This window comes from Paraburkholderia piptadeniae, assembly GCF_900007165.1.
Lineage (GTDB): Bacteria > Pseudomonadota > Gammaproteobacteria > Burkholderiales > Burkholderiaceae > Paraburkholderia > Paraburkholderia piptadeniae.
In genome coordinates this window covers 50,444-74,252 of sequence record NZ_CYGY02000068.1, presented here as the reverse complement: position 1 = coordinate 74,252, position 23,809 = coordinate 50,444, and the positions used below count along the sequence as shown (strand labels likewise).

The window sequence follows — 23,809 nt, the reverse complement described above, 5'->3', positions numbered from 1 at the left end:
AGTGCAACGGCTATGTTGGTAGCAAACCCGCGCGCAACGCGCGCTCCGTATTCCCCTGACTTGCAGCACATCCTGAGTATCGAGAAGGCTGAGGAAAGCCGCGCCTGGCTTACCCGCTGGGACAAGATTTCAACTGAAGCGACTCCGCTGCGCGACCTGCCAGGACTGGCGAAGCAACTGAACATTGGCACGCTCAGCGTCAAGGACGAGTCCGCACGGTCCGTCCTCGGAAGCTTCAAGGCGTTGGGCGCGCCGATCGCGCTCGTCCGTCTGATCCTGAGGTTATGGCCCGATCATGGACTGGATGCGCGCGGCCTGTTTGAAGGACGTTACCGCGACCTGTTGACCCATTTTACGGTCGTCAGCGCGACAGACGGCAATCACGGTAAAGGACTGGCCGCGGCCGCGCAAACCCTCGGGTGCCGTTGTGTGATCGTACTGCATGCGAATGTCAGCGTGGAACGCGAAGAGGCGATTGCGCAGTACGGTGCCGAAATCGTACGCATCACTGGCAATTACGATGAGTCGGTCGCTGAAGCCGCGAGGCTTGCCTCCGTGAACGGATGGCATGTTGTCTCTGACACGTCTTATGACGGATACGAAGAAATCCCGCGCGATGTCATGCAAGGGTACGGCACGATTGCAGCGGAGATCGTCGAGCAGAGCGATCGCCATCCGCAGAAGCCGGCTTTCACGCACGTGTTTCTGCAGGGCGGCGTCGGCGGACTCGCTGCCGGGCTGCTCAGTTATTTCTGGGAGTTCCATGGCATAAACCGCCCACGATTCATCGTGGTCGAGCCGCAACAGGCTGACTGTCTCTATCAGAGCGCATTGGCTGGCCGCCCTTCGCGTGCGACGGGATCCGTCGATTCGGTGATGGCGGGGTTGGCTTGCGGCGAGACGTCACCACTCGCGTGGAAGTTTCTGCAGCCCGGTGCGGATGACTTCATGACGATCACCGATGATGACGCCGTCCAGGCAATGCGTGTACTGGCATCGGGGAGCGAGACGGATGTGCCAGTCATTGCTGGCGAGTCTGGGGCAGCAGGTCTTGCCGGCCTCAACGTCCTGCTGGAGGACCCGAACCTCGCTCACAAGGTCGGGCTCGACCACACTTCGCGAGTGCTGGTCATCAACACGGAGGGTGCGACTGCGCCCGCGACCTACCGGGAGCTTGTCGGCGAAACCGCCGAATCTGTTCTCGAGCGTCAACTGGCCTGGAGTGCCAGGGCGACGGTGTGAGTGACGTGCGCCCATCGTGGCCGGAAGCACGATCGGGGCAGTCATTGTCGTCGCAGATAAAAGTGCCGCAGGGACGAGACATCGCCCTGCGCCACAATACAAGGAGACAAAATGAAGGAACACGTTAACCGAACTATCGGTCCCGTTGCGTTGCTGTTTACAGGCCTGGGCTCCATCATTGGATCGGGCTGGTTATTCGGGGCCTGGCATGCGTCGAAGATCGCCGGGCCCGCCGCAATTCTCGCGTGGGTGATCGGAGCCGTCGTCGTCCTGGCGATTGCGCTTACCTATGCGGAACTCGGCACGACGTTTCCCGAATCGGGCGGTATGGTTCGTTATGCCCGCTATTCGCATGGCTCGCTTGTAGGCTTTATTGCTGCATGGGCGAACTGGATCTCGATTGTGTCGGTCATTCCGATCGAGGCCATCGCATCTGTTCAGTACATGGCCTCATGGCCCTATTCCTGGACGCGCGCGTTGATGGTCGGAGAGGATCTCACAACGAGTGGACTGTTGATCAGCGCACTGCTCGTCGTGGTTTATTTCGTGTTGAACTACTGGGGCGTGAAACTGTTCGTCAAGACGAACACTGCCATCACGATATTCAAGTTCCTCGTTCCCGCTGCGACGATTGCGAGCCTGATCTGGTCGGGCTTTCATCAGGATAACTTCGCGTTCGGCGCCAATGGGCAGTTCGCCCCGTACGGATGGTCGTCAATTCTGACAGCGGTTGCAACGAGCGGTATCGTGTTCAGCTTCAACGGATTTCAAAGCCCCGTCAGCCTGGCAGGTGAGGCGCGAAACCCGTCGAAGAGTATTCCATTTGCCTTGATCGGTTCAATTCTGCTTGCACTGGTCATCTATGTTCTGCTTCAGGTTGCGTTTATCGGTGCCGTAAGCCCCTCCCGCATCGCGTCGGGATGGCACGGGTTGAATTTCTCGTCACCATTCGCCGAGCTGGCCATCGCCCTGAACCTGAACTGGCTCGCAGTCCTGCTATACGTGGATGCATTCGTTAGTCCGTCGGGAACCGGGACCATCTACACGGCAACGACGGCTCGCATGATCTACGCGATGCAGCGCAACGGGACCATGCCGGGTATCTTTGGCACGGTGCACCCGATCTATGGCGTGCCCCGGGCCGCCATGTGGTTCAACCTGGCCATATCGTTCGTCTTCATGTTTTTCTTCCGGGGCTGGGGTACCCTTGCGGCGGTGATCTCGGTCGCCACCGTCATCTCTTTCCTGACCGGGCCCGTCAGTCTGATGGCACTTCGCAAGCATGCCGTCGATCTGCCGAGGCCGCTGCGGCTTCCAGGCATGTCACTGGTTGCACCGTTCGCGTTTGTCTGCGCCTCGCTGGTCCTTTACTGGGCCTGCTGGCCGCTGACAGGACAGATTATCCTTCTGGTCATTGCGGCTTTGCCGATCTACTTCTATTACCAGTCCAGGAGCGGATGGGCAAGCTTCCGGTCCGAAATGAGGTCTGCCTGGTGGATGCTCCTGTATCTGCCGGCAATGGCGGGACTCTCGCTTCTTGGCGGACGGGACTTTGGAGGTCTGGGAATTGTCCCGGACGGGGCAGACCTCGCCTGCGTCGTCGCACTCTCCCTTGTCTTCTATTACTGGGGCGTCAGAAGCGGACAGCGTACGCGCTACCTGGATGAACGGGTGACCGACGCGGCCGCGGAGTCGCCCGATGAGTTTGCGCAGACAGTTCTCGAGAAGGCTGGCTAGCAAGCAAGGCGATGGGGGTCTGGGGAGGCCCCTCTATGTCTGGTTGTCGCAGCGTTTGGTCATCGCTTCATGTTGCGCCGGTTAAAAGGCGTCCGTTATAGCGGCTGCGCCGGGTCGTCCCCGGTCGCTTCCTGCCAATAGAACGCCTCGACATGCCCAAGGTGTTCCAGCATCGCCCGTTCGGCCCGATCTGGATCTCTAGCCGCCACCGCGTCGTAGATCTTTTTATGTGCCGCGTGGGCTGTCTGATCAGCGTCGTGCGCGCGTAGGGAATCCGTCGATCCATGGCGTAGTCCATACACATTCCACGAATCTTGTTGCCCTGACGCTTTCGGGAGTGTGGCGTGAGCAGCACGTCTTGCCAGCGATCACGCCGTATTACGTGATGAAAGTAGGCTACATACCGCTCATTCCATACTGCAAACTTGGAGACCAGCGTGTTGCGGAGCGGGTTCGCGCCCTGGCAAACGAGGTCCGCGGTGTGCTACTGGAACGCCTCGGGCCGATGGTATGGGGTGCTAGCGTTTCGCAGGCGGCGTGGGCGCTTGAGGAACTTGAGGAAACCGCACGCCTCTGTCTGATGACGACACCGCGTCCCGAACCGCTTGGCGACGCCCAGATCGAGGAACTTCGCGCGACTTTCGGCGCGAAATGGTGACGGCGGCTTGCATGACGCCCGGTACCATCGAGGAGTTTCATTTCTGTCGGCGAGGGACCGCGAACCACTGTCCGGATGGGCGGAAGCGTTGCGCGTACATCGGGCAGTTTAGGGCTGCCTGTCCGCTGTAGCCGACCTGGGCGTCTGAGCGAACCTTAACCGGGTCAACTGCTCGGTCGCATGGGCAACGAAATCTGCGGCGTTCCTTATCGCGACATCCAGTGATACAGGACCTGGTGTAACCGAAAAGCAGCCTGCGAACCTGTGTGCAAGTTCATGCATAGCATCGGGATCGACGCTTCCGGAGATGAGCGTTGTGGGAACGCCGGCTTTGCTTGCGCGCAGGGCCGCGATCAACGGTGCCTTGCCGCATATCGATTGAAGATCCGAGCGTCCTTCTCCGGTGATATGCCAGTCTGCGTTGCTGATGACACGATCAAAGTCTTGCGCGCCCAGAACGACGGTAGCGCCGTTTCTTGCGGAAGCGCCGAGGAGCAAAAGTGCAAACCCCAGTCCCCCAGCAGCGCCGGCGCCTTCAAGGGTGGCCGCGTTTGCATTGAAGGCCTGCTCCATCGCTTTCGCGTAATGGGAGACAGCCGCATCGATTTCACGGAGCTGGTCGGGGCTTCCCCCTTTCTGTGCGCCGAAGATCGCTGCGGCACCGTTTCGACCGGCGAGTGGGTTGCGAACGTCGCACAGAAGGATGATTTCGGTTTGCGCAAGCCGGACATCGAGTCCCGAAAGATCCACGTCGTGTACGCGATCGAGTTGTCCGGGTTCAGGGGCGACGGGATGACCGTTGGCATCGACCAAGCGTGCTCCCAACGCCTCGATCATTCCCGCTCCGCCATCCGAGGTGCTGCTGCCACCCAGTCCGATGTAGATTCGCTTGACACCCCTGTCGAGCAGGGCCCGAATGCCGTCACCCACGCCTCGTGTCGTACGGTTTTTCAGGGGCACACTCATACCGGCCGGATCGGTGATGCCAACGATCGCTGCCACCTCGAGAACGCCCGTCCCGTCTTCGAGGATTGCAACAGGAGCCATCGCCGGCGTGCCCGAGGCAGATCGAACGGGTACCGGATACTGACGGCCTCCCGTGCCGACCAGCGCATCGATCGTGCCTTCGCCCCCATCAGCAATCGGAAGCTCTACGATGTTTGCATCGGGTAACACGCGGCGGATTCCAGAGGTCATCGCGCGGGCGACTTCCCTGGCACTGAGCGACCCTTTGAACGAGTCGGGTGTGAGGACAATTTTCACTCTGGTGGCGTAAGCGGAACCGGCGTGCATAGGTTGAGTCCTTTAATGTATGTTTCCATCAGCTGTCTGGACCGTGTTCGCGAGTCACCCACGCAAGATGCAGGAAACGGCCGTCGCCGACAGCGTGCTTTGGCGGATGCTGTGCTTCGAGCGCAAGGTGGCAAGAGCGCACTTACGTCGTTATGCCGATGTGGACGAAGCCGATACCCTGCAGCCGTTTCGTCCGACATCGCGTTGACGCCGCCGCGCTCTTCCCGCCATTGCCCCATTGCCCCTTTTCCACGAAAAAAAACCGCACCGTGGGTGCGGTCAACCATGTCAGCCTCACATGGTCCGAAGCGCTCTCGAACGCCCCGGAAAACAGCTCGCTGAACGATCATGAAACCATCGGAGCAGCGATCATGAAGTCCGTGTGACCAGATTCCGCGGTGTGCCTTGCATGAAGGCGGCGATGTTGTCGATCAGCTGATCCGATAAGGTCTGGATGGCCTCTTCGCTTGCCCACGCAACGTGGGGCGTGAGAATGAACCCGGGGTGGTCCAGGACCGAATTGAACGGATGATCGTTGCGAAGCGGCTCTTGCGTGAGAACGTCGAAACCCGCACCTGAAATCTGGTTCGATATCAAGGCCCGAACCAGCGCCTGCTCGTTGACGAGACCGCCACGCGCAGTATTCACCAGGATCGGCTTGCGCTTCATCTGTGCGAATTCGGTATCCGAAATGAGATCGCGGGTCGCGTCCGTCAGCGGGCAGTGCAATGTAATGATGTCCGATTCCTGCAGAATGCGCTCGAAGGGCGTATACAGCGGACCCATGTCGGTGCGGCCCTTGTAGGCAGAAAAAAGAACACGCAGCCCCAGTGCCCGCGCGATGTCCGCCGTCGCGGTGCCGAGTGCGCCGTCACCCACAATCCCGATAGTCGAGCCGGCGAGGTCCCGGATCGGAAAGTCAAAAAAACAGAACTGCCCTGACTCCGCCCACCGCCCGGCACGCACAGCATCGCGATAGGCGGCCAGGCTGCGGCGCAATGCGAAGATCAGGGCAAAAGTGTGCTCCGGAACGGTGTGGGTTGCGTAGTTGCGCACATTGCAGACAGCGATGTCGCGGTCGCCACAGACCCCCAGGTCGACGTTGTCTGTGCCGGTGGCCGCGATTGCGACAAGCTTCAGGCGGTTCGCCCAGGACAGATCAGCTTGCGTCAGCTTCACCTTGTTCGTGATCACCACGTCGGCGTCGCGAATTCTTTCACCGACCTCGTCAGATGAGGTTCTGTCGAACACCTGCAAGTCATGCGCGAACGGGAGTTCCTTCAGCGCGATGGATGGCGGAATCGTTGCGCGATCGAGGAACACGACCTTCAACGGGGATGTGGTAGACGACATCGTGAGTTCCTGTTTGTTGCCTTCACTGGCCACAGCCACGACGATCCGTGGCAGTGGTGCTGATACTGGTCCCAGAGGAGTGCACCCGATTCACTCGATGTGCTCTTCTTCCTGACGTTGGTTTGCAAATCAATCGCAACTACCGCGAAGGCCTGTGTCAATGCGAGACCTTCATTTCTCGCTGTCGATCAGACGGTTGGTGAAGCGTCAGGCTCCGTTTCTGGGCGGTCAGTCGAATCGCCTTCCGTTCAGGCGCCCATGTAATCCGAACGGGCGCAGGTTTCTTCGCAGCGATCTGCTGAGAGTGTCCGCGTCATACGCGCCCCGGCCGTTTCGAGTCTTCGACCGGACTGGCGGGGCAGACGCAGTTCCTTTCAGCGTGATTCTGACCACAACCGATGCGGCGATGATCCGTGATTTCACGGATCATAACACCGTTATGAAAATTTGAGTGATCGAATGAAAACACGTACGATGCATGTCGGCGTTGCGAACTCCGGCTTGCGCAACGGTATCTTTTCCTCGACTCATCATCAAGACCAGGAAGGAATATTATGGAATTCGAAGGAACATCCGTTGCGGTTATCGGAGCTCATGCAGGGACGGGACCCGCCGTAGTCAAAGCATTCGTGGAACAGGGCGCAAGGGTGGCGGTCGGCAACATCGCGAGTCACAACCGCGCTGCAGCGGCACTGGCGGGTGCGGTGGAATTCGACATCGACCCGAGCGACACCTCTTCTATCGTCCGTTTTTTCGATCAATGCGAGACTACGAATGGCCCGGTCGACGTGCTGGTGAACGTAGCGCCGCCCATCACCTCGGGCAATGCGCTCGACTTCACGGCGAAGGACTATCGCCGGGTTGTTGAGCAGGAACTGATAGCGCCGATCCTCTGTGCGCAGGAGGCCGCACGCCGCATGGTGCCGCGAGGGTTCGGTCGGATCATGTCCTTTATCTCGATGTCGGGAAAAACGGGCGTACATAAACACGTTGCGCCCTTCGCGGCAGCTAAGGGCGGCCTGGTCACATTTTCACGCAGCCTGGCTGCCGAACTCGCCCCCACCGGCGTCACTGTGAACGTGCTTGCCACAGCGCTGTTCGATGTGCAGATCGCGTCGATGCGAAACGGCGCGGAAGCAATCAAGGGTATTCCAGTGGGCCGCCCTGGACGCTCGGAGGAAGCGGCGCATGCTGTGCTCTTTCTCGCTTCCACGAATGCCGGTTACGTGACGGGAGAGACACTCAATCTCTCCGGCGGTCGCTTTATGGACTGAGCCGGGGCCGCGACCTTGAGGAGCAGGCAGACGTGCCTGCCGTTCACAAAATCGCGGATGTCGAAACGTTGATGTTTTTCGTCGGCGCGACGAACAGCAAACGGATGCGACGAGTCAGATCGCCGGAAGAGGCTTTGCCTTGGGCAGACCTCGTGCGGACGGCGCGCCTCACACCTTTGCTTCGATCGTTTGCCTGCGGGCAGCGTCCTGACATGTTTCGCTGAACTCCTGCATAAGCTCGACAAAGCAGGAACGCTGGAAAGTGTTGCCTTCGTCTGATCGGAAAACGAGATACAGGACGCTGATCGTGTCGCCACTCGTGACAAGTTCGCGCCATACGACATCATTGACGGCGATCGCTTGCAGCGACGCGGGGAGAATCGTGACACCCAGGCCCGCCGCAATGAGCCCCAGGATGGTTGCCGCTTCGTTGGCCTCCTGCTCGACATGAGGGGTGAAACCTGCGTCGTTGCAAAGCGTGTAGACCTGCTCATAAAAGCCCGCGCCCACACCGTCCGGACGAAGTACGAAAGGCTCATCTGCGAGATCCAGGATAGCTACAGGTCCACCCGATTGCGCAAGAGGATGGCTCGCATGCAGCGCAACCATCAAGCGGTCGCGCAGCACCGGAATCCTGGTGATGTTGTCTGGCAGCACAGCGCCTGTGGGCGGTCTGATCAGTCCGATATCAAGCTCGGACATTCGCAACGCCTCAAGAATCGGTTCCGTCGTCGAGAACTTCAATGCAAGGCGCACATGGGGCAGTTGGCGCCGATAGGCCTGGACCACCCTGGAAAACTGGCGTGTGAACGGTGCCGTCGCCGTAAAACCAACGCGCAATACACCGACTTCACCTCGTCCCGCACGCTTTGCCACGTCCACTGCGTGGGCGGCCTGGCCAAGCACGATCCTGGCTTCAGCCAGGAACAGTGAACCCGCTTCCGTCAGGGAGACATGACCGCGGTTGCGATCAAACAGGACAGCGCCGAGTTCGCGTTCGAGATCCTGGATGTGCTGACTCAGGGGGGGCTGGCTGATGTGGAGGCGACGGGCGGCTTTGGTGAAGCTCAGCTCTTCAGCGACTGCGACGAAATAGCGAAAGTGACGCAACTCCATGTTAGCTCCGTGCGATGGGCCTGCTTCCTCGGCAGGGGCTTTGACGGTGGCCACACTGCTGGCGTGCAGCATACACCCGACAAAATTTATCGGTGATCGCTGCCGGTGCGACAGCACCAGGCGACAAAACGCTGCCAGGACGCCTCATTCTTATAGGCAATTCGGATAAGTAGCGCATCGAATCGGTATTAGACGAAACATTTTTTCAAGACCAAAGTTTCCCCCGTGCGGTTGATCTTAACCGCTCACCGACTCTCTGGATGCGAGGGAAAACACGATGAGTTCAGCAAGCGTATTAAAGGAGCACTGGGCAAGAGGAGAGCCTGTGTTTGGCGGATGGGCTGCGCTGCCCTGTGCCTTCGGCGCGGAGTTGATGTGCGTCCCGGGCGTGGACTATGTCTGCATCGACCAGCAGCATGGTCTGGTCGAGTACGCCGACATGGTCGCGATGCTGCGTGCGATCGAGGGGCGTGGCGTGGTTCCGGTCACGCGCGTGCCCGCCAACGTGCCGTGGATCATTGGAAAGGCCCTTGACGCGGGAGCGCAGGGCGTCGTGGTTCCGATGGTGAACAACGGCGAAGAAGCAGCGGCCGCGGTGGCGGCATGCCGCTATGCACCAAAGGGCATTCGATCGTTCGGCCCGGTTCGCGCATCGATGGTCATGGACACGCGCGATATTTCGGTGGTGGGTGACGGCGTGCTGTGCTTCGTGATGGTCGAAACCCGCGAAGCCGTCGAACGGATCGACGAGATCGCCAGCACGCCCGGCCTCGACGGCATCTACGTCGGTCCGGCAGATCTCGCCCTCGGTCTCGGTCTGCCGCCCAACCTCGACAAGGAGGAGCCGGAACACGTCGCGGCAGTTGAAAAGATTCTGAAGGCCTGTCAGCGGCACGGCGTGGTCGCCGGCATCCAGTGCGGATCGGGCAAGTCTGCACGCAAGTATGCGGAGCGCGGCTTCGGCTTCGTCACTTTCGCCAAGGATTCGAATCTGATCCCGTCCGCAATGGATCGGGAAGTCGCTGCTGCTCGCCAGGGTGCGAGCGCAGATAACGTCAAGGAGCGGGGATACGCATAATGGAAATGGCAAACGACAAATATCGTGACGTGGTGGCCGACTCGATCGCCAACTATGTAGCTCGCGTGCCGAAAGCACTGGACGCTCGTACCTCCCATGCCGCAAAGAGCGTGCTGGTCGATTCACTGGCGGTCTCGCTGGGTGCGCTCGGCCATCCGGCGGCCCAACGGGCCAGGCGCCATGCGTACCGCTTCCCGATGAAGGAAGGCGGTTCGGTTATCTGGGGCACGCTGCAGCGCACAACGCCCGAGCTGGCCGCACTGACGAACGGTGTATTGCTGCGCAGCTACGACTACAACGACTTTTTCGTGGGCAAGCGCAACAGCGGACACCCGAGCGACATGATCGGTGGGGTCATCGCTGCCGCCGAATGGGCTGGCGCAAGCGGCAAGGAACTGCTTTCGGCGATCGCAGTCGGCTACGAAATCGTCGCCGCCATGTTCGACAGTTTTTCGACTTACCCCGGTGGCTGGGACTACACCAATCTCACGTCGATCGGTGCAGCCTCCGCAATCGCCACGGTGTTGAAGCTCGACGCCCCCCAGATCCGCGAAGCGCTCGCCATGACGGTGGTCCCGCACCTCGCCAGTGATGAGATTGAGTCGGGCGATCTGAATGCGCGCGGTGACCTGACGATGTGGAAGCGCTTCAACGGCAGTGACGCGGTGCGTAACGCACTCCAGGCATGTCTGCTCGCGTCGGTTGGCGTAGAAGGCGCGGTGCGGCCGTTTGTCGGCAAGTACGGCTTCATCGGCAAGCTGGCACTGAAGGAAGACACCATTCCCGAACTGCTTCAGTTGCTCAATCCCGAAAAGCCGCTGAGCCGCGTGGCAGAAACCTACATGAAGCGCTGGCCGGTTGGCTCGGTCGCGCAGAGCGCGATCCAGGCATCGCTCGCGGCCCGCGCCCAGATCAAGGATCTGTCGCAAATCAAACAGCTGCGCCTGTTTGCCGAGGAAGGCGCGTACGAACACCTCGTGAAGATCCGGGAAAACCCCTTCCAGCCCATCTCGCGCGAGACGGCCGATCATTCGCTGCCTTACATCGTGACGGCCGCGGTGCTGGACGGTTTCATCCGCACGGAGAGCTTCGATCCGGAACGCGTTCTTCAGCCGTCGCGTCAGGCATTTCTGCGCGACAAGGTCACCGTCGAACCGGCGCCGGAACTGGGCAGTCTCGCTGGCGGCAAACTCAAGCGTGCCGAGGCAGGCTATCTGTCGCGAGTCGAAATCGAGCTGAACGATGGTCACGTGATCAAGGGCGAGGCCCGACCGTTCCCTGGGCATCCCAAGAATCCGTTCATCGATGCCGACCTCGAAGCGAAACTGCGCGAGAACGCAGCGCCGTGGGGCGGCGAGGAGCGCATTGAACGTCTGACTGATCAGCTGTTCTCCCTCGATACGCTGACGAACACGCGCAGCCTGACCGAGCTCCTCGCTTTCGATGCACCGATCGACACGCCGGTGCAAGGCGAAGAACTGGCGGAGAGCTGAAGCACGCGGCGCCGTCATGATCTGCATTCTTGATAGAGGGATAGCTAAATGAACTCTCAGCAAAATGAAACGCTGACTCGCACGGGCCCCGGTACCGAAATGGGCGACCTGTTTCGCCGCTACTGGATTCCCGCGCTGCTCGCGACAGAACTGCCCGAGCCGGACTGCCCACCTGTGCGCGTCGGCCTGCTCTCCGAGAAGTTGCTCGCCTTTCGGGATACCGACGGGAAGATCGGGCTGATCGGAGAATTCTGTGCGCATCGGGGCGTCTCGTTGTGGTTCGGCCGAAATGAGGAGCACGGGATTCGCTGTCCGTATCACGGCTGGAAATACGATGTGAATGGCCAGTGCGTTGAAGTTCCGTCCGAAGCGAACACCGGCTACTGCGACAAGATCAAGCTCACGTCGTATCCGTGCGTTGAAATGGGCGGGATCATCTGGACGTACATGGGGCCGCCGGACAAACAGCCGCCACTGCCGGCATTTGAATGGGTGGAACTGCCTGACTCACATCGATACCTCTCGAAGCGCTTCCAGGAGTGCAATTACCTGCAGGCGATGGAAGGCGGGATCGATTCGAGCCACGTGTCGTTCCTGCATCGCGGGGAGCTGGATACGGATCCCCTTCACCGCAACACGCAAGGCGCGAAATACGCCCGTTCGACCAACACGGTGTTCGACATCCTTGAATCGCCTGGCGGGCTCGTGATCGGCGCGCGCCGGGACGCAGAACCCGGTGTGAACTACTGGCGGCTCACGCAATGGATCATGCCGTGGTACACGCTCATTCCGCCGTATGGTGGAGGTCATGCGTTGAACGGGCATGCATGGGTCCCGATCGACGACAACAACTGCATCGCATGGACCATGACGTTCCATCCGCAACGTCCGTTGTCAGCCGACGAGCTTTCGGCGATGGAAAGCGGCCGCGGGGTGCATTGCGAACTGATCCCGGGCACCTTCCGCCCGGTGGCAAACCGGGACAATGACTATCTGATGGATCGGGCGGGGCAGAAGTCCGGGCGCTACTACAGCGGCATCAAGGGCCTTGCCATCCAGGACGCGTCGCTGCAGGAGAGCATGGGGCCGATCGCGGACCGCACCAGGGAAAACCTCGTTTCGACGGATAACGCAATCCTGATGGCGCGTCAACGTCTGCTCAAGGCAGCGCGTGGGCTCACCGGCGACAAGCCGCTGCCGGGCATTGATCGGGCGCATCAGCAACAGCGTTCGGCATCGTTCCTGTTGGAGGTGAACGGTAATTTCCGCGAAAAGGCAGCCGACGCAACGTTGGTGAGACCCGGCGAAGCGCACGTCGCGGTGTAGCCCCCCGTAATGGCCAATGGAGGAGACGGAATGAGCGTTATCGACGAAACGACGGCTGGAATCAAACTGCGGCGGACAGTGCGACGGCCGGGAAGCGGGGCACACCTTTGGCGCGAGCGCCTGCTTGGCATCGCGTCGCCGGTTGTCCTGTTGATTCTCTGGGAGATTGCGGCGCGAGCAGGATTGGTCGATGCCAGATTCTTTCCGGCACCCAGCAGCATTGGCCGTTCGATGCTGACCATGATGAAGTCGGGCGAGCTCGAGAACAACACGTGGGCTACGCTGCATCGGCTGCTTCTGGGCTTCGTGGCGGGCGGATTGCCTGGTCTTGCGCTGGGCATCCTGATGGGCGTGTACCGGCCGATCAGGCTGGCGATCGAACCGCTGATCGCGGCTACCTATCCGATTCCCAAAAGCGCCATCCTTCCGCTGATCCTGTTGATCTTCGGTCTTGGTGAGCCTTCAAAAATCGTCATGGTCGCAATCGGCGCGTTCTATCCGATTGCCATCAACACCACGGCTGGCGTACGGGAGATCAACAGCATCTATTTCGACGTCGGCAAGAACTTCGGTGCCGGACGATGGAACACTTTCCGCACGATCGCGTTACCGGGTGCGCTGCCCTTCATCATGACGGGCGCAAAACTGGGCGCAGGCCTCTCGCTCATCCTGATCGCGATCGCGGAAATGATGGGCGCGAAAAAGGGACTCGGCTACATGATCTGGAGCGCGTGGGAGACCTTCGACGTCGAGCAGATGTATGTGGGCCTGTTCGTCATTGCGCTGATTGGCTTCCTGATCACGATCGTTTTCGATGAACTGGAACGTCGCATCATTCCCTGGAAGAGCACGAAATGATAAACGCCAATGAAATCCCCACTACCCAATTGGCTGGGGGCGCCAACGTCCAGCCTGCGCCAGCGAAAATCCGCGTGGATCGCCTGACCAAACAGCACGGGGCATTGACCGTGCTGGATGGAATCACCGCTGAAATCGCTGACGGGACGTTCTGCTGTGTGGTTGGCCCTAGTGGATGCGGAAAGACCACGCTGCTTCGCATTCTGGCCGGTCTGGACCAGCCGACCAGTGGTAATGCAGAGATCGTTCGCACGTCGAATCTTCCTTTGAATTCCGTCGTGTTTCAGGGTGACTCGGTCTTCCCATGGATGACCGTATGGGACAACGCATCGTATGGACTGCGCATGCGCGGTGCGCCGCAGGCACAGATCAAGGAAGTGGTCGGCCATTTTCTTGACTGCACGGGGCTCACCCGCTTTGCACACCATTACCCGCACGAGCTGTCGGGTGGCATGCGGCAGCGTGTCTCGATCGCGCGTGCGTTCGCCAATGACGCCGAGGTCCTGCTGATGGACGAGCCGTTCTCGGCGCTCGATGAGCAGAACAAGACCATCCTGCAGGAAGAACTGCTGCGGATCTGGGAGCAGCATCGCAAGACGGTACTGTTCATCACGCACAGTGTGGACGAGGCAGTGACGCTCGGCGATCTGATCATATTGATGACGGCGCAACCAGGCCGCATCAAGACGGTGATTGATGTTCCGCTGGCACGCCCCCGCAACGTACTCGAGCTGCGTCACAACCCGGATTTCGGTGAGATCGTCTATCGCATCTGGGGTCACCTGCGCGAGGAAGTCGCGCATCCGGGGCTGCGGCGGCAGGGCCGGGGTTAACGTCAGCAGGTCAAGAAACTATCAAGGAGGTAACACATGAGCTATGCAATTGCAGTTCCGGAGGTCGCGACCGTAGAAGTACAGGGCGGCGATCCGTTTCCCGTACGTCGCATTTATTGCGTGGGACGTAACTATGCAGCTCACGCGCGCGAAATGGGACACGATCCGACCCGCGAGCCGCCCTTCTTCTTCATGAAGCCGGGCGATGCGGTTGTGCCTTCAGGTACGGCTGTCAAATATCCGTCGAAGACGGCGGAGTACCACCACGAGATCGAACTCGTCGTGGCACTGAAGTCGGGCGGTACCGACATTCCGGTCGAGCGGGCGCTCGACTGCGTGTTCGGCTACGCCGTCGGGCTGGATATGACACGCCGCGATTTGCAGAGTGAGGCCAAAAAGATGGGCCGGCCGTGGGATCTCTCCAAAGGGTTCGATGAATCCGCGCCCATCTCCGCGATCGTTCCCGCTGAGAAATCCGGCCATTTCGACAGCGGTGCGATCTGGCTGAAGGTCAATGGCAACGTGCGTCAGAAGGGCGATCTCTCGGACCTAATCTGGGACATCGCCGAGACGATTTCTTTCCTGTCGGCCTATGTCGAACTGGCCGCAGGCGACCTGATCTTCACGGGTACGCCGGACGGCGTTGGCGCAGTAGTGAAGGGCGATGAGCTGGTCGGGCACGTTGACGGTCTACCCGAACTGCGCATCAACATCGAGTAAGCGACTTACCTAGCGATCCGGTTCCCAGCCACCATGATTCGGTCAATGCCTACCTCACCCAAGACGCGCATGATTGTGCCGCTCGTCGTGGCGTGCGCGTATTTCATGGAAAACTTCGACGGCACCGTCATTACCACGGCGTTGCCAGCGATGGCGGTATCACTTCATGCATCCGCCGTGAATGCGAGTGTTGGCATTACCGCATACATGCTTGCAGTTGCAGTGTGCATTCCCATGAGTGGCTGGGCAGCCGATCGCTATGGCAACCGCTCCGTCTTCCGTCTGGCGATCGTTGTATTCATGCTGGCGTCGGCATGGTGTGCGACGGCAACGCGTCTCGACGCGTTCGTCGCAGCGCGTGTGCTCCAGGGCATCGGGGGCGCGATGATGGTACCCGTAGGACGTCTGATTGTCCTGCGCAGCGTCGACAAGAAGGAGTTCGTGCGGGCGATGTCAATCGTGACCGTCCCGGGGGTCATCGGACAGGTCCTGGGTCCGCCCGTCGGAGGATTTCTCGCGAACTACCTGTCGTGGCGCTGGATCTTTTACGTGAACATTCCGGTCGGCCTTATCGGCGTGGTGCTTGTGAGCATCCTCATCGACAACGTGCGCAGTGACAGTCGGCGCAGCTTCGACTGGTGGGGTGCGTTGCTGGTTGCCATCGCGCTGGGTTGTCTGGTGCTCGGCCTGGACAAGGTAACAGTTGGTGGCTCGACACTCACGTGTATGACGATCTTCTCGATTGCGCTGGTATCGGGAGTGCTCGCAGTCCGTCATTTGCGCCGGTGCGGTGAGCCGCTGCTTGAACTTTCACTGTTGCGCGTTTCAACCTTCGCGACGGCGATCGCCGGCGGGGCCTCGTTCCGGATGTCGGCGGCGGCGATGGGCTTCCTGCTGCCGTTGCTGCTGCAGATCGGCTTCGGCATGAACGCTTTCAATGCGGGCATCCTGATGTTCTTTTCTGCAATGGGTGCCTTCCTGATGAAGGCAATGTCACCACCGATCCTGCGCCGGTTTGGATTCCGTCATGTTCTTCTTGTCAACGGATGCCTGAGTGCGATTTCGATTTTCCTGTGCGTATTGCTTGAGGCATCGACGCCCTGGGTCGTGATGGCGGCCGTGTTGCTAGTGGGAGGAGTCGTGCGCTCGCTGCAATTTGCCTCTCTCAATACGGTTGTGTACGCAGACGTGCCTCCGCCTCTGGCGAGCGCCGCAACCAGTTTCGCGAGCATGGTGCAGCCACTTGCCAGTGGGGCAGGTGTCGCCTTCAGTGCCTTGTTGCTGCGCCTGTTTTCAACCGCAGGAGGCGCGCATGCGGCTGGCCAGTTCGAGATTCGCGTTGCACTCGGTGCGGCCGCGCTGGTTGTTCTGCTGGGAACGATGCCTTTCCGACGTCTCGCGGGCGATGCGGGAGCGGCGTTGAGCGGACATGGTCTGGCAGCCAGGCCGGAATAACCAGAGTCAGTTTGAGTTTGATACTGCCGGCGCCCGAATGAGGCGCAGGCAATAACGTGAGGGGATCTACGATGGTGACGCAAACCGATCGACTGGCGCTATGTGCCGCAGCCGACGTGACCGAGGACGAACCGGTCCGTCGCGAAGCCGGTTCAAACGTCTATGCGATCTTCAAGGTCAGCGGGGAGTACTTCGTTATTGATGACCGCTGTTCGCATGGCCCCGGGTCACTGTCAGAAGGCTACGTCGAGGGTTGTGAAATTGAGTGCCCGTTTCACCAGGGGCGCTTTGACATCCGTACCGGGTGCGCAGTCTCGGCGCCATGCACGGAGCCCGTCCGCACCTGGCCCGTGCGCATCATCGACGGAATGGTGACCGTCGATCCGTGCGAGGAGCGGCTGTGCGAAAACTGACGCAGCCCGAAACTGGCAGGCCGGCCGTGGTGCTGGTGGTGCCGATCTTCCCGACAGCCATGGATGTGCTGGAGACGGAATTCACGGTACATCGACTGTGGGAAGAGACCGATCGAGACGCCGCACTTGTGCGCTGGGCTGACGAGGCGCAGGCGTTAGTGACTTTTGCAAATGGTCCCGTGGATGCGGCACTGATGGCGGCGCTACCCAACGTGAAGATCATCGCGACCATGACGGTCGGTGTGGATCACATCGATCTCGAGGCAGCACGTAAACGCGGCATACAGGTCACGCATACGCCTGACGTGCTGACCGAGGCAGTGGCAGACCTGGCTATGGCATTAGTGTTGTCTGTCGCGCGCCAGATAGTCGTCGCTGATCGTTTCGTGCGTACCGGGGAATGGTCCCGTCGCGTCTTGCCTCCGGTGCGCAGCGTCAGTGGCTCACACGTCGGCGTGGTCGGGCTCGGGCGCATCGGTCTCGCGTTCGCACGTCGCGCCGCGGCATTCGATATGCGGGTCAGCTATTACGGACCGCGACGCAAACCGGATGTCGGCTACCGGTACTACGACAATCTGCGTGCGCTGGCGCGTGACGTTGACTATCTGGTTATCACAGCGCCTGGTGGACCCCAAACCGACCGGATGATCGATGGGGCTGTGCTTGCTGACCTGGGGCCGAACGGGGCGCTGATAAACGTTGGCCGGGGATCCATCGTCGACGAGCCGGCACTGGTTGCTGCGCTGGTCAACGGCACGCTCGGCGCTGCCGGGCTCGACGTCTATGCGAACGAGCCGCACATACCGGAAGAACTGTGCGCACTCGAAAACGTTGTGCTCCTCCCGCACATCGCCAGCGCAACCCTGGAGACACGCGCCGCGATGGGAGAACTTGTAGTGAACAATCTGCGCGCATGGTTTGCCGGAAGACCGGTGCTTACTCCCGTGATCTGAATGTATGAAGGCGCACCGTACAAACGCCTGGTAGATCGGTCCGATGCGCAGAACTTTGATTGTGTGACACGAAGTCCCCATAACAGGAGTCTCAAAATGTACACAAAACTATGGCGTTACTTTCTGGTTGCTCTCACCACCTTGCTGATGTTCGGCGCCAACGCGCGTGCTGACGATCTTCCCGTTATCAGTATCGGTATCGCCAATACAAGTTCGGACGCAGGGTTCTTCATCGCCGATGCCAAGGGATACTTTGCGGCCGAAGGTCTCAAGGTCAATCTGATTCCGTTTGGATCTGCAGCCGGGATGATCGCGCCACTCGCCAGCGGCCAGCTGCAGGTTGGCGGCGGGACGGTGTCCGCCGGTCTTTACAACGCCAGCCTGCGCGACATCAATATGAAGATCGTCGCCGACAAAGGGTCCATTGCCGAGGGATATGACTATTCCACGTTGCTGGTGAGAAAAGACCTGGTGGACAGCGGGCGCTACAAGTCGTTCGCCGACCTGAAGGGCATGCGCATAGCGGTGGCCGCAAAAGGATCGGGCTCCGAGTCCGCGCTCAATGAGGCACTGAAAAAAGGCGGGCTGAAGATCAGTGACGTCAATCTGATCTATCTGGGCTTCCCCGAGCATTTCGTTGCGCTCCAGAATCAGAAGATCGACGCGAGCATCACGAACGAGCCGACCGTGACGCTCGCAGTACAGAAGGGTGTCGCTGTGCGGGCGAGCGACAAGGCGATCTATCCCGGGCAGCAGACTGCCGTGGTGCTGTACTCCCAGAATTTCATCAACGACCATCGCGAGCAGGCACAGAAACTCATGAACGCCTATGTTCGAGCGCTTCGCTACTACAACGACGCGTTATCGAACGGCAAGCTGGCGGGCCCCACGGCCGACGACGTAATTTCTATCCTGACGCGATACACCAAGATCAAGGATCCGGCCGTCTATCGGGCCATCACGCCCAACGCCGCCGATCCCGATGGGCACGTACATATGACGGCGCTGCGCAACGACCTCGCATTTTTCAAGCAACAGGGCCTCGTGCATGGCGACATCAAGGTCGAGGACGTCGTCGACGATTCATTTGCCAACGAAGCCGCCAAGAAGCTGGGTCCATACCATCCCGCGAGCAAACCCAACGTCGCGGCAAACTAGTCAGTCTGAAATTCTATTTCGCTCATAGCGGCCAGGAACGGGAGATCTTCAATCATGAAAGAGCGGACTAACGACGCACGCATCGTCATCGTCGGCGCCGGTCATGCTGGCGGCAAGATGGCCGAAGCACTGCGCGAGGCTGGGCACGTCGGCCCGCTTTCCCTCGTCGGGGGTGAGAGTCACCCGCCGTACGAACGGCCGCCGCTGTCCAAAGAAATGCTGGGCGGAGAGAGCACCGTTGAGTCTACCTATCTTCACCCGCGCGAATGGTACGCCAGTTCATCCATCGCATTGCGCACGGGGAGCGTCGCGGTCGAGCTTGACCGCCAGCAGCAGATGGTCCATCTGGCGAACGGCGACGCGCTGCCCTATGACCTGATGGTCATGGCGACCGGGGCGCGTGCCCGTCGTCTCAACGTGCCGGGTGTTGATGGTCCGAATATTTTCACGTTGCGCGGGATCGATGATGCGCTCGCGGTCAGAAGCAGACTGGTAGCCGGCGGCCGTCTCGCGGTAGTGGGCGCGGGGTTCATCGGCCTGGAAATTGCCGCCACCGCGCGCCGGCACGGCATGGAAGTGATTGTGATCGAAGCGGCCCTGCACCCTCTCGCAAGAATGGTGTCGAGCGACATAGGTTATTTTTTTGCGGACCTCCACCGGAACGAAGGGGTCGAGGTACGGACCGGCGTGATGGTCAGTTCGATCGACAGTGACGCATCGGGTGTTCGACTCTATACCGATGACGGTGTCACCACGACCGCAGACATCGCCGTAATCGGCGTGGGCGCTGTGCCAAACACCGAGCTGGCCGCAAGAGCGAACCTTGCTGTGGACGATGGAATCGTCGTGGACCAGTGGGGGCGCAGCAGCGATGACCGGATATTCGCCGTGGGCGATGTGAGCCGGCACTTTAGTCCCTTTCTAGGTCGGCACGTGCGCCTCGAAAGCTGGCAAAACGCACAGAACCAGCCCGTCGCCGTTGCCCGCGCAATGATGGGGGGCACGGAACCCTACTCTGAAGTCCCCTGGTTCTGGACGGACCAATACGATCTCAACATACAACTCGCGGGTTCCCCGATTCAGTGGGACAGCGTGGTCGCCCGCGGTAACCCCTATTCGCCGGGTTACGTGCATGTTTTCGTCGCCGACGACGTGCCCGTCGGAGCAATCGCGATCAACAACGGACGTGATATGCGCTTTCTGCGCCAGATGATCGCAAGACGCGAAAAGGTCGACCTAGAGGCGCTTCGGGATCCCCGGCGGAAGTTGCAGGAAATCGCTGCTCTGGCGAGCAGTTGATGCAGTGTGTAGCTTAAAAAAAGACGGTCCCCACCGGGCGAAGCGATGACTATCGCTTGACTGCCCGTTTTAAATATTGATTCAAAGAAGATGGAGGAGACGGTGGAAAAAAGATTAATTTATGCAAGTACATCAGTACAACTAATTATCGCAGCAAGTGTACTCACCTATACGTCTGCGCGGGCACAAAGTTCGGTGACACTGTATGGCCTTCTGGACGCGGGCATAAGCTATGTCAACAATACGGGTGGCCAGCATCAGTATTCGTTTGCCGATGGCGTCTACACGGGCAATCGTTGGGGCATGATCGGGTCGGAGGATCTGGGCGGCGGGCTGAAAGCTGTCTTCAACCTCGAAAGCGGATTTACCCTCGGTACGGGCAAGGCGCTGGGCGGTGGCGCGGCTTTCAGCCGGCGCGCATACGTCGGTCTGAGTGACAGTCGTCTGGGTGCTGTGACGATGGGATTGCAGTACGACTTCATCAACGACTTCGTCGCGATGTACAACGTGAGCGGTGATGTCACCGGTTATGGCTCCCATCAGGGTGATTACGACCGGATGGGCACAGACCGGTTGCCCAACGCCGTCAAGTACGTCAGCCCGACCTTTTATGGCATCACGTTCGGCGGCATGTACTCGTTCAGCAACGTGACGGGTAACTTCTATGATGGCAGTGGATGGAGTGCCGGTATTCGCTACTCGAACAAACCGCTGACGATCGGTCTCGCGTATACGCGCCTTAACGGTCCGACCACGGATCCCTACGCGAAACTTGGCGTAAAGAATTTCCTTGGCGTGCCGGTGGCGACGGTCAACCCCGTAACGGGCGTTGTCACCGACCCGTACTCGAGCGGCAACTTTCGTCTCGACTACTCGGGCGCGCTCGTGCTCGGCGGCGTCTATGAGCTGGGTAAGGCGAGAATCATGGCCAACGTGACGCAGACAACGCTCAAGCACAATGGTGTGTCGTCGAACCTGCGTACCGGTGAGGTGGGGACAATCTACAACCTGACACCTGCATTGCAAGGCGTGGTCGGTTACCAGTACACGACGTTTGAGCACCAGCACTGGAACCAGTTTGCGGCCGGCCTGACCTACAACCTCTCCAAAACCACCTTTGTTTACGGCGGTTTCGACTATCTGCGGGCATCGAGCGGAGTCAATCCTGTTATCGGCGGTCACTTTGCGCCGTCGACTTCGAACAACCAGCTCGACGCGCGCATTGCGATGTTGCACAAGTTCTGATTTTCAGGGGGCGATGCAGCGAACGAAGGTTCCCTGCATCGCCAGCTGGCGTTATATCGATGGGACTGACCGGCCCGGCGGCGGCGTCGGCCCTGATGCGTACACCAGCAAATGAGCACATCGCGGTCCATGAGGCCTGTCCTGCAACCTGAAATGCTTCGCTTTCGAAGGAGCGACGACATGAGTCCAATCGGATGGAGAGAATTCGAATCTGCAACCCAGGCCAGTGTTGCGACGCTCGAGGCGTTGCGTCAGCTCGCGGTCGCGCTGTTGAGCGACAACATGGCACGCTTCAGCGGCATCGTGGGCTTGCATCCGTACCACCACCAGCCCGGGATGATGGCCGGCACCGCCGTTACCGTGCGCACCCGCGCGGGCGACAACCTCGCAATTCACCGTGCGCTGGACGATTTCTGCCGGCCTGGCGACGTGCTCGTGATTGATGGCGGCGGTGACATCACCCAGGCGCTGATGGGTGACGTCATGTCAAGCTATGCGGCAAGTCTTGGCGTGCAAGGGCTTGTGATCGATGGCGCAATCCGTGACGTCGGCGAGATCCGCGAGCGCGACTTTCCCGTGTTCGCGCGAGGCGTCACGCATCGCGGCCCCTATAAAAACGGGCCTGGCGAAATCAACGTTCCGGTCACGGTCGGTGGAGCGGTCGTGCATCCCGGAGACATTGTCGTGGGAGACGCAGATGGTGTGCTGACCATTTCGCCCCAGGACGTTGAAGCGGTCATCGAAGGTGCCCGGATACAGGCCGCGAGGGAGGCCGCGTCACTGCGCACGCTCGCCGAGGGCGGTCGTCTCGATCGCGCGTGGGTGAGGCAGCAGTTCGAACGTGCACTCAAAGGGTGAACGTTTTCTGACGGACCGAAGCTGCCGCCGGATGGCGCGGACATCGCGCCACATTTCCAGGCGCACAGAAAGTTCGTTATCCCGTCGGTGCACAGGTAATACGCACCCGCGCGTCGCACGCGGCGGTACATGTCGTCGCGTGTCGGATCCGTTCACTTGCGGGCTTGCGTCGGGCCTTCCGTATCCCTGACATTTTCGCCAGCGGAATGGTCCTGGTGCGCAACGATCGACTTCGCGCGCTGGAGGTCGCTCGGATAGTCCGTCTTGTCTTGCGGCTGGTATCCGGCTTTCTCAAGCGTGATGATCTGATCGAGTACCTCCGCATGGGTGAGCGGCCGATCGGATTGGACCTGTGAAAATGCGGGAGAAGAGAGGGCGGTGATTATCACGGCGAACGTAAAGTGCCTCATTTGCAGACCTGTTCAACGAGTTCGATCGATTTCAGTATAAGGGGTTACCCTTATCATGACGATGACGGAAAAAGGTCAGTCCGTTTACCGAAGTTAACGAGAGGCGACGCCACTGGACGAGTGCGTGACGACAGGGCGGTCCCGAGACTCACCGTCCTCGCAGCAGGCGCGTTTTCCCGTTGCCAGATGCGCGCGAAAGCACGCGGCGCATACTCCCAGCCTGGCGCGCGAGTTCCGGTTGCACGGCCGGGTTAAGGCGTACGACTTTGCGCTTTGCATTGTCGACGGCGGCCGCGAATTTCGCGACGCTTTCAGCCGCTAATCGTATCCTGTCGGACGCAGGCAGTCGCCGGCTCCCGGAAAGGCTCACCTCTCTGTCGACTCGAGCGTGCGGGTCAGGCGGAGCCGTGGAGGCGACGCTGTACGATGCCGCAGGCAATCGCCGATAATGACGATCCGCAGCGGATCGGCGGTAGTGAAGAGGCAGGGGCTGCAAATTGCTGGGTGAGAGGGGCCAACGTGACTATTTCAAGAATTCAAAAACTCCAGGGCTACAGGGTCTTTCGGGATTTCAGTTGGGACGGGATGCCGGATTTCGGGAGATACAACCTGATCTACGAAGTCTCGATTGAAAACGCGCACAGCGGGCAGCGCAGCCGACGAAAAGCGCGAACTTCCAGGCATTCGATCAGAGCCTTTCGCAAACGGCTACTGCTGTCCGATGGGAAACCAAGCAAGTCCTGCAGCAAATGCCCGTTCTCATCGTTGACACGGGACCTGAACGCCACTTCACGCACATCGGCGAATGCGTGGCTCAGTCCGGCGTGAACTGTCGTAGTCAGCTTCAGGCTGACGGCGAACTCCATCGCTCGCTTGGCGATCTGGATTTCGTTGATGCGCCCATTCCACTCCGCGCTCAAGATATCGTCTAACCGTTTCGACTGAGCCGCATCGTCCTGCACGAACGGCCATCCGGGCGGCAGACATGGAAAATGCGGCTCGCTGACCTATCATTGATTGCATTGCACGTCTGAGCT

The 23,809-nt window shown here is 60.0% G+C and carries 22 protein-coding genes and 1 pseudogene; 17 read left to right on the top strand and 6 right to left on the bottom strand.

Annotated elements, in window-relative coordinates; genetic code table 11:
• The first annotated feature begins 12 nt into the window (after positions 1 to 12).
• Positions 13 to 1,242 carry a diaminopropionate ammonia-lyase gene (locus tag BN2476_RS32935; protein WP_087738377.1) on the top strand — a complete coding sequence of 410 codons (1,230 nt, stop codon included), beginning with the start codon at positions 13 to 15 and terminating at the stop codon, positions 1,240 to 1,242.
• Between the two features lie 111 nt (positions 1,243 to 1,353).
• Complete coding sequence (locus BN2476_RS32930; protein ID WP_087738376.1) at positions 1,354 to 2,979, top strand: APC family permease; 1,626 nt, start codon at positions 1,354 to 1,356, stop codon at positions 2,977 to 2,979.
• 95 nt (positions 2,980 to 3,074) lie between these two features.
• On the opposite strand, the gene BN2476_RS49780 is transcribed toward BN2476_RS32930, so the two are convergent.
• Positions 3,075 to 3,281 (bottom strand): FCD domain-containing protein, encoded by a 207-nt coding sequence (locus BN2476_RS49780; protein ID WP_087738375.1) that lies wholly within the window; start codon positions 3,279 to 3,281, stop codon positions 3,075 to 3,077.
• On the opposite strand from BN2476_RS49780, the pseudogene BN2476_RS32920 reads away from it, so the two are divergent.
• Positions 3,260 to 3,637, top strand: a pseudogene (locus BN2476_RS32920) (class II aldolase/adducin family protein); the annotation flags it as partial. The gene BN2476_RS49780 and the pseudogene BN2476_RS32920 overlap by 22 nt on opposite strands.
• A gap of 108 nt (positions 3,638 to 3,745) precedes the next feature.
• Here the strand turns inward: BN2476_RS32920 and BN2476_RS32915 are convergent.
• Positions 3,746 to 4,930: a glycerate kinase gene (locus tag BN2476_RS32915; protein WP_087738374.1), complete on the bottom strand. Its 1,185-nt coding sequence runs from the start codon at positions 4,928 to 4,930 to the stop codon at positions 3,746 to 3,748.
• Between the two features lie 369 nt (positions 4,931 to 5,299).
• Positions 5,300 to 6,283, bottom strand: a complete 984-nt coding sequence (locus BN2476_RS32910; protein WP_087738485.1) for a D-2-hydroxyacid dehydrogenase — start codon at positions 6,281 to 6,283, stop codon at positions 5,300 to 5,302.
• 554 nt (positions 6,284 to 6,837) lie between these two features.
• Here BN2476_RS32910 and BN2476_RS32900 point away from each other — a divergent pair.
• A complete protein-coding gene (locus BN2476_RS32900) occupies positions 6,838 to 7,557 on the top strand; it encodes an SDR family NAD(P)-dependent oxidoreductase (protein WP_087738372.1) in 720 nt (239 codons plus the stop codon).
• Positions 7,558 to 7,725: 168 nt separating this feature from the next.
• Here the strand turns inward: BN2476_RS32900 and BN2476_RS32895 are convergent, their stop codons facing one another.
• A complete protein-coding gene (locus BN2476_RS32895) occupies positions 7,726 to 8,673 on the bottom strand; it encodes a LysR substrate-binding domain-containing protein (protein ID WP_087738484.1) in 948 nt (315 codons plus the stop codon).
• A gap of 277 nt (positions 8,674 to 8,950) precedes the next feature.
• Between BN2476_RS32895 and BN2476_RS32890 the strand changes: the two genes are divergently transcribed.
• The 13 genes from BN2476_RS32890 (at position 8,951) to BN2476_RS32830 (ending at position 22,362) form a co-directional block, all read left to right on the top strand.
• A complete protein-coding gene (locus tag BN2476_RS32890; RefSeq protein ID WP_087738371.1) occupies positions 8,951 to 9,751 on the top strand; it encodes an HpcH/HpaI aldolase family protein in 801 nt (266 codons plus the stop codon).
• A 5-nt stretch (positions 9,752 to 9,756) separates the two neighbouring features.
• Entirely contained in the window at positions 9,757 to 11,244 is a 1,488-nt protein-coding gene (locus BN2476_RS32885) for an MmgE/PrpD family protein (RefSeq protein ID WP_218274565.1), read from the top strand.
• 48 nt (positions 11,245 to 11,292) lie between these two features.
• Positions 11,293 to 12,570: an aromatic ring-hydroxylating dioxygenase subunit alpha gene (locus BN2476_RS32880; RefSeq protein WP_087738369.1), complete on the top strand. Its 1,278-nt coding sequence runs from the start codon at positions 11,293 to 11,295 to the stop codon at positions 12,568 to 12,570.
• A 30-nt stretch (positions 12,571 to 12,600) separates the two neighbouring features.
• On the top strand, positions 12,601 to 13,428 hold the full coding sequence (locus tag BN2476_RS32875; RefSeq protein ID WP_087738368.1) for an ABC transporter permease: 828 nt from the start codon (positions 12,601 to 12,603) through the stop codon (positions 13,426 to 13,428).
• The gene (locus BN2476_RS32870; RefSeq protein ID WP_087738367.1) at positions 13,425 to 14,261 is read left to right on the top strand and encodes an ABC transporter ATP-binding protein; all 837 of its coding nucleotides are present in this window, start codon (positions 13,425 to 13,427) and stop codon (positions 14,259 to 14,261) included. Before BN2476_RS32875 ends, BN2476_RS32870 begins: the two co-directional genes overlap by 4 nt.
• A gap of 36 nt (positions 14,262 to 14,297) precedes the next feature.
• Positions 14,298 to 14,981: a fumarylacetoacetate hydrolase family protein gene (locus tag BN2476_RS32865; RefSeq protein WP_087738366.1), complete on the top strand. Its 684-nt coding sequence runs from the start codon at positions 14,298 to 14,300 to the stop codon at positions 14,979 to 14,981.
• 33 nt (positions 14,982 to 15,014) lie between these two features.
• Positions 15,015 to 16,436: an MFS transporter gene (locus tag BN2476_RS32860; RefSeq protein WP_087738365.1), complete on the top strand. Its 1,422-nt coding sequence runs from the start codon at positions 15,015 to 15,017 to the stop codon at positions 16,434 to 16,436.
• 71 nt (positions 16,437 to 16,507) lie between these two features.
• Entirely contained in the window at positions 16,508 to 16,849 is a 342-nt protein-coding gene (locus BN2476_RS32855) for a non-heme iron oxygenase ferredoxin subunit (protein ID WP_087738364.1), read from the top strand.
• A complete protein-coding gene (locus tag BN2476_RS32850; protein ID WP_235851066.1) occupies positions 16,837 to 17,802 on the top strand; it encodes a 2-hydroxyacid dehydrogenase in 966 nt (321 codons plus the stop codon). The genes BN2476_RS32855 and BN2476_RS32850 overlap by 13 nt, the downstream gene beginning before the upstream one ends.
• A 96-nt stretch (positions 17,803 to 17,898) precedes the next feature.
• Positions 17,899 to 18,960 carry an ABC transporter substrate-binding protein gene (locus BN2476_RS32845; RefSeq protein WP_087738362.1) on the top strand — a complete coding sequence of 354 codons (1,062 nt, stop codon included), beginning with the start codon at positions 17,899 to 17,901 and terminating at the stop codon, positions 18,958 to 18,960.
• Positions 18,961 to 19,014: 54 nt separating this feature from the next.
• The gene (locus BN2476_RS32840; RefSeq protein ID WP_087738361.1) at positions 19,015 to 20,259 is read left to right on the top strand and encodes an NAD(P)/FAD-dependent oxidoreductase; all 1,245 of its coding nucleotides are present in this window, start codon (positions 19,015 to 19,017) and stop codon (positions 20,257 to 20,259) included.
• Positions 20,260 to 20,361: 102 nt separating this feature from the next.
• On the top strand, positions 20,362 to 21,504 hold the full coding sequence (locus tag BN2476_RS32835) for a porin (RefSeq protein WP_235851065.1): 1,143 nt from the start codon (positions 20,362 to 20,364) through the stop codon (positions 21,502 to 21,504).
• A gap of 180 nt (positions 21,505 to 21,684) precedes the next feature.
• Positions 21,685 to 22,362 carry an RraA family protein gene (locus BN2476_RS32830; RefSeq protein WP_087738359.1) on the top strand — a complete coding sequence of 226 codons (678 nt, stop codon included), beginning with the start codon at positions 21,685 to 21,687 and terminating at the stop codon, positions 22,360 to 22,362.
• 152 nt (positions 22,363 to 22,514) lie between these two features.
• Here the strand turns inward: BN2476_RS32830 and BN2476_RS32825 are convergent, their stop codons facing one another.
• Both BN2476_RS32825 and BN2476_RS32820 read right to left on the bottom strand, forming a co-directional pair.
• Complete coding sequence (locus BN2476_RS32825; RefSeq protein ID WP_087738358.1) at positions 22,515 to 22,772, bottom strand: DUF4148 domain-containing protein; 258 nt, start codon at positions 22,770 to 22,772, stop codon at positions 22,515 to 22,517.
• Between the two features lie 614 nt (positions 22,773 to 23,386).
• Positions 23,387 to 23,734, bottom strand: a complete 348-nt coding sequence (locus tag BN2476_RS32820; protein WP_087738357.1) for a hypothetical protein — start codon at positions 23,732 to 23,734, stop codon at positions 23,387 to 23,389.
• Positions 23,735 to 23,809 lie beyond the last annotated feature (75 nt).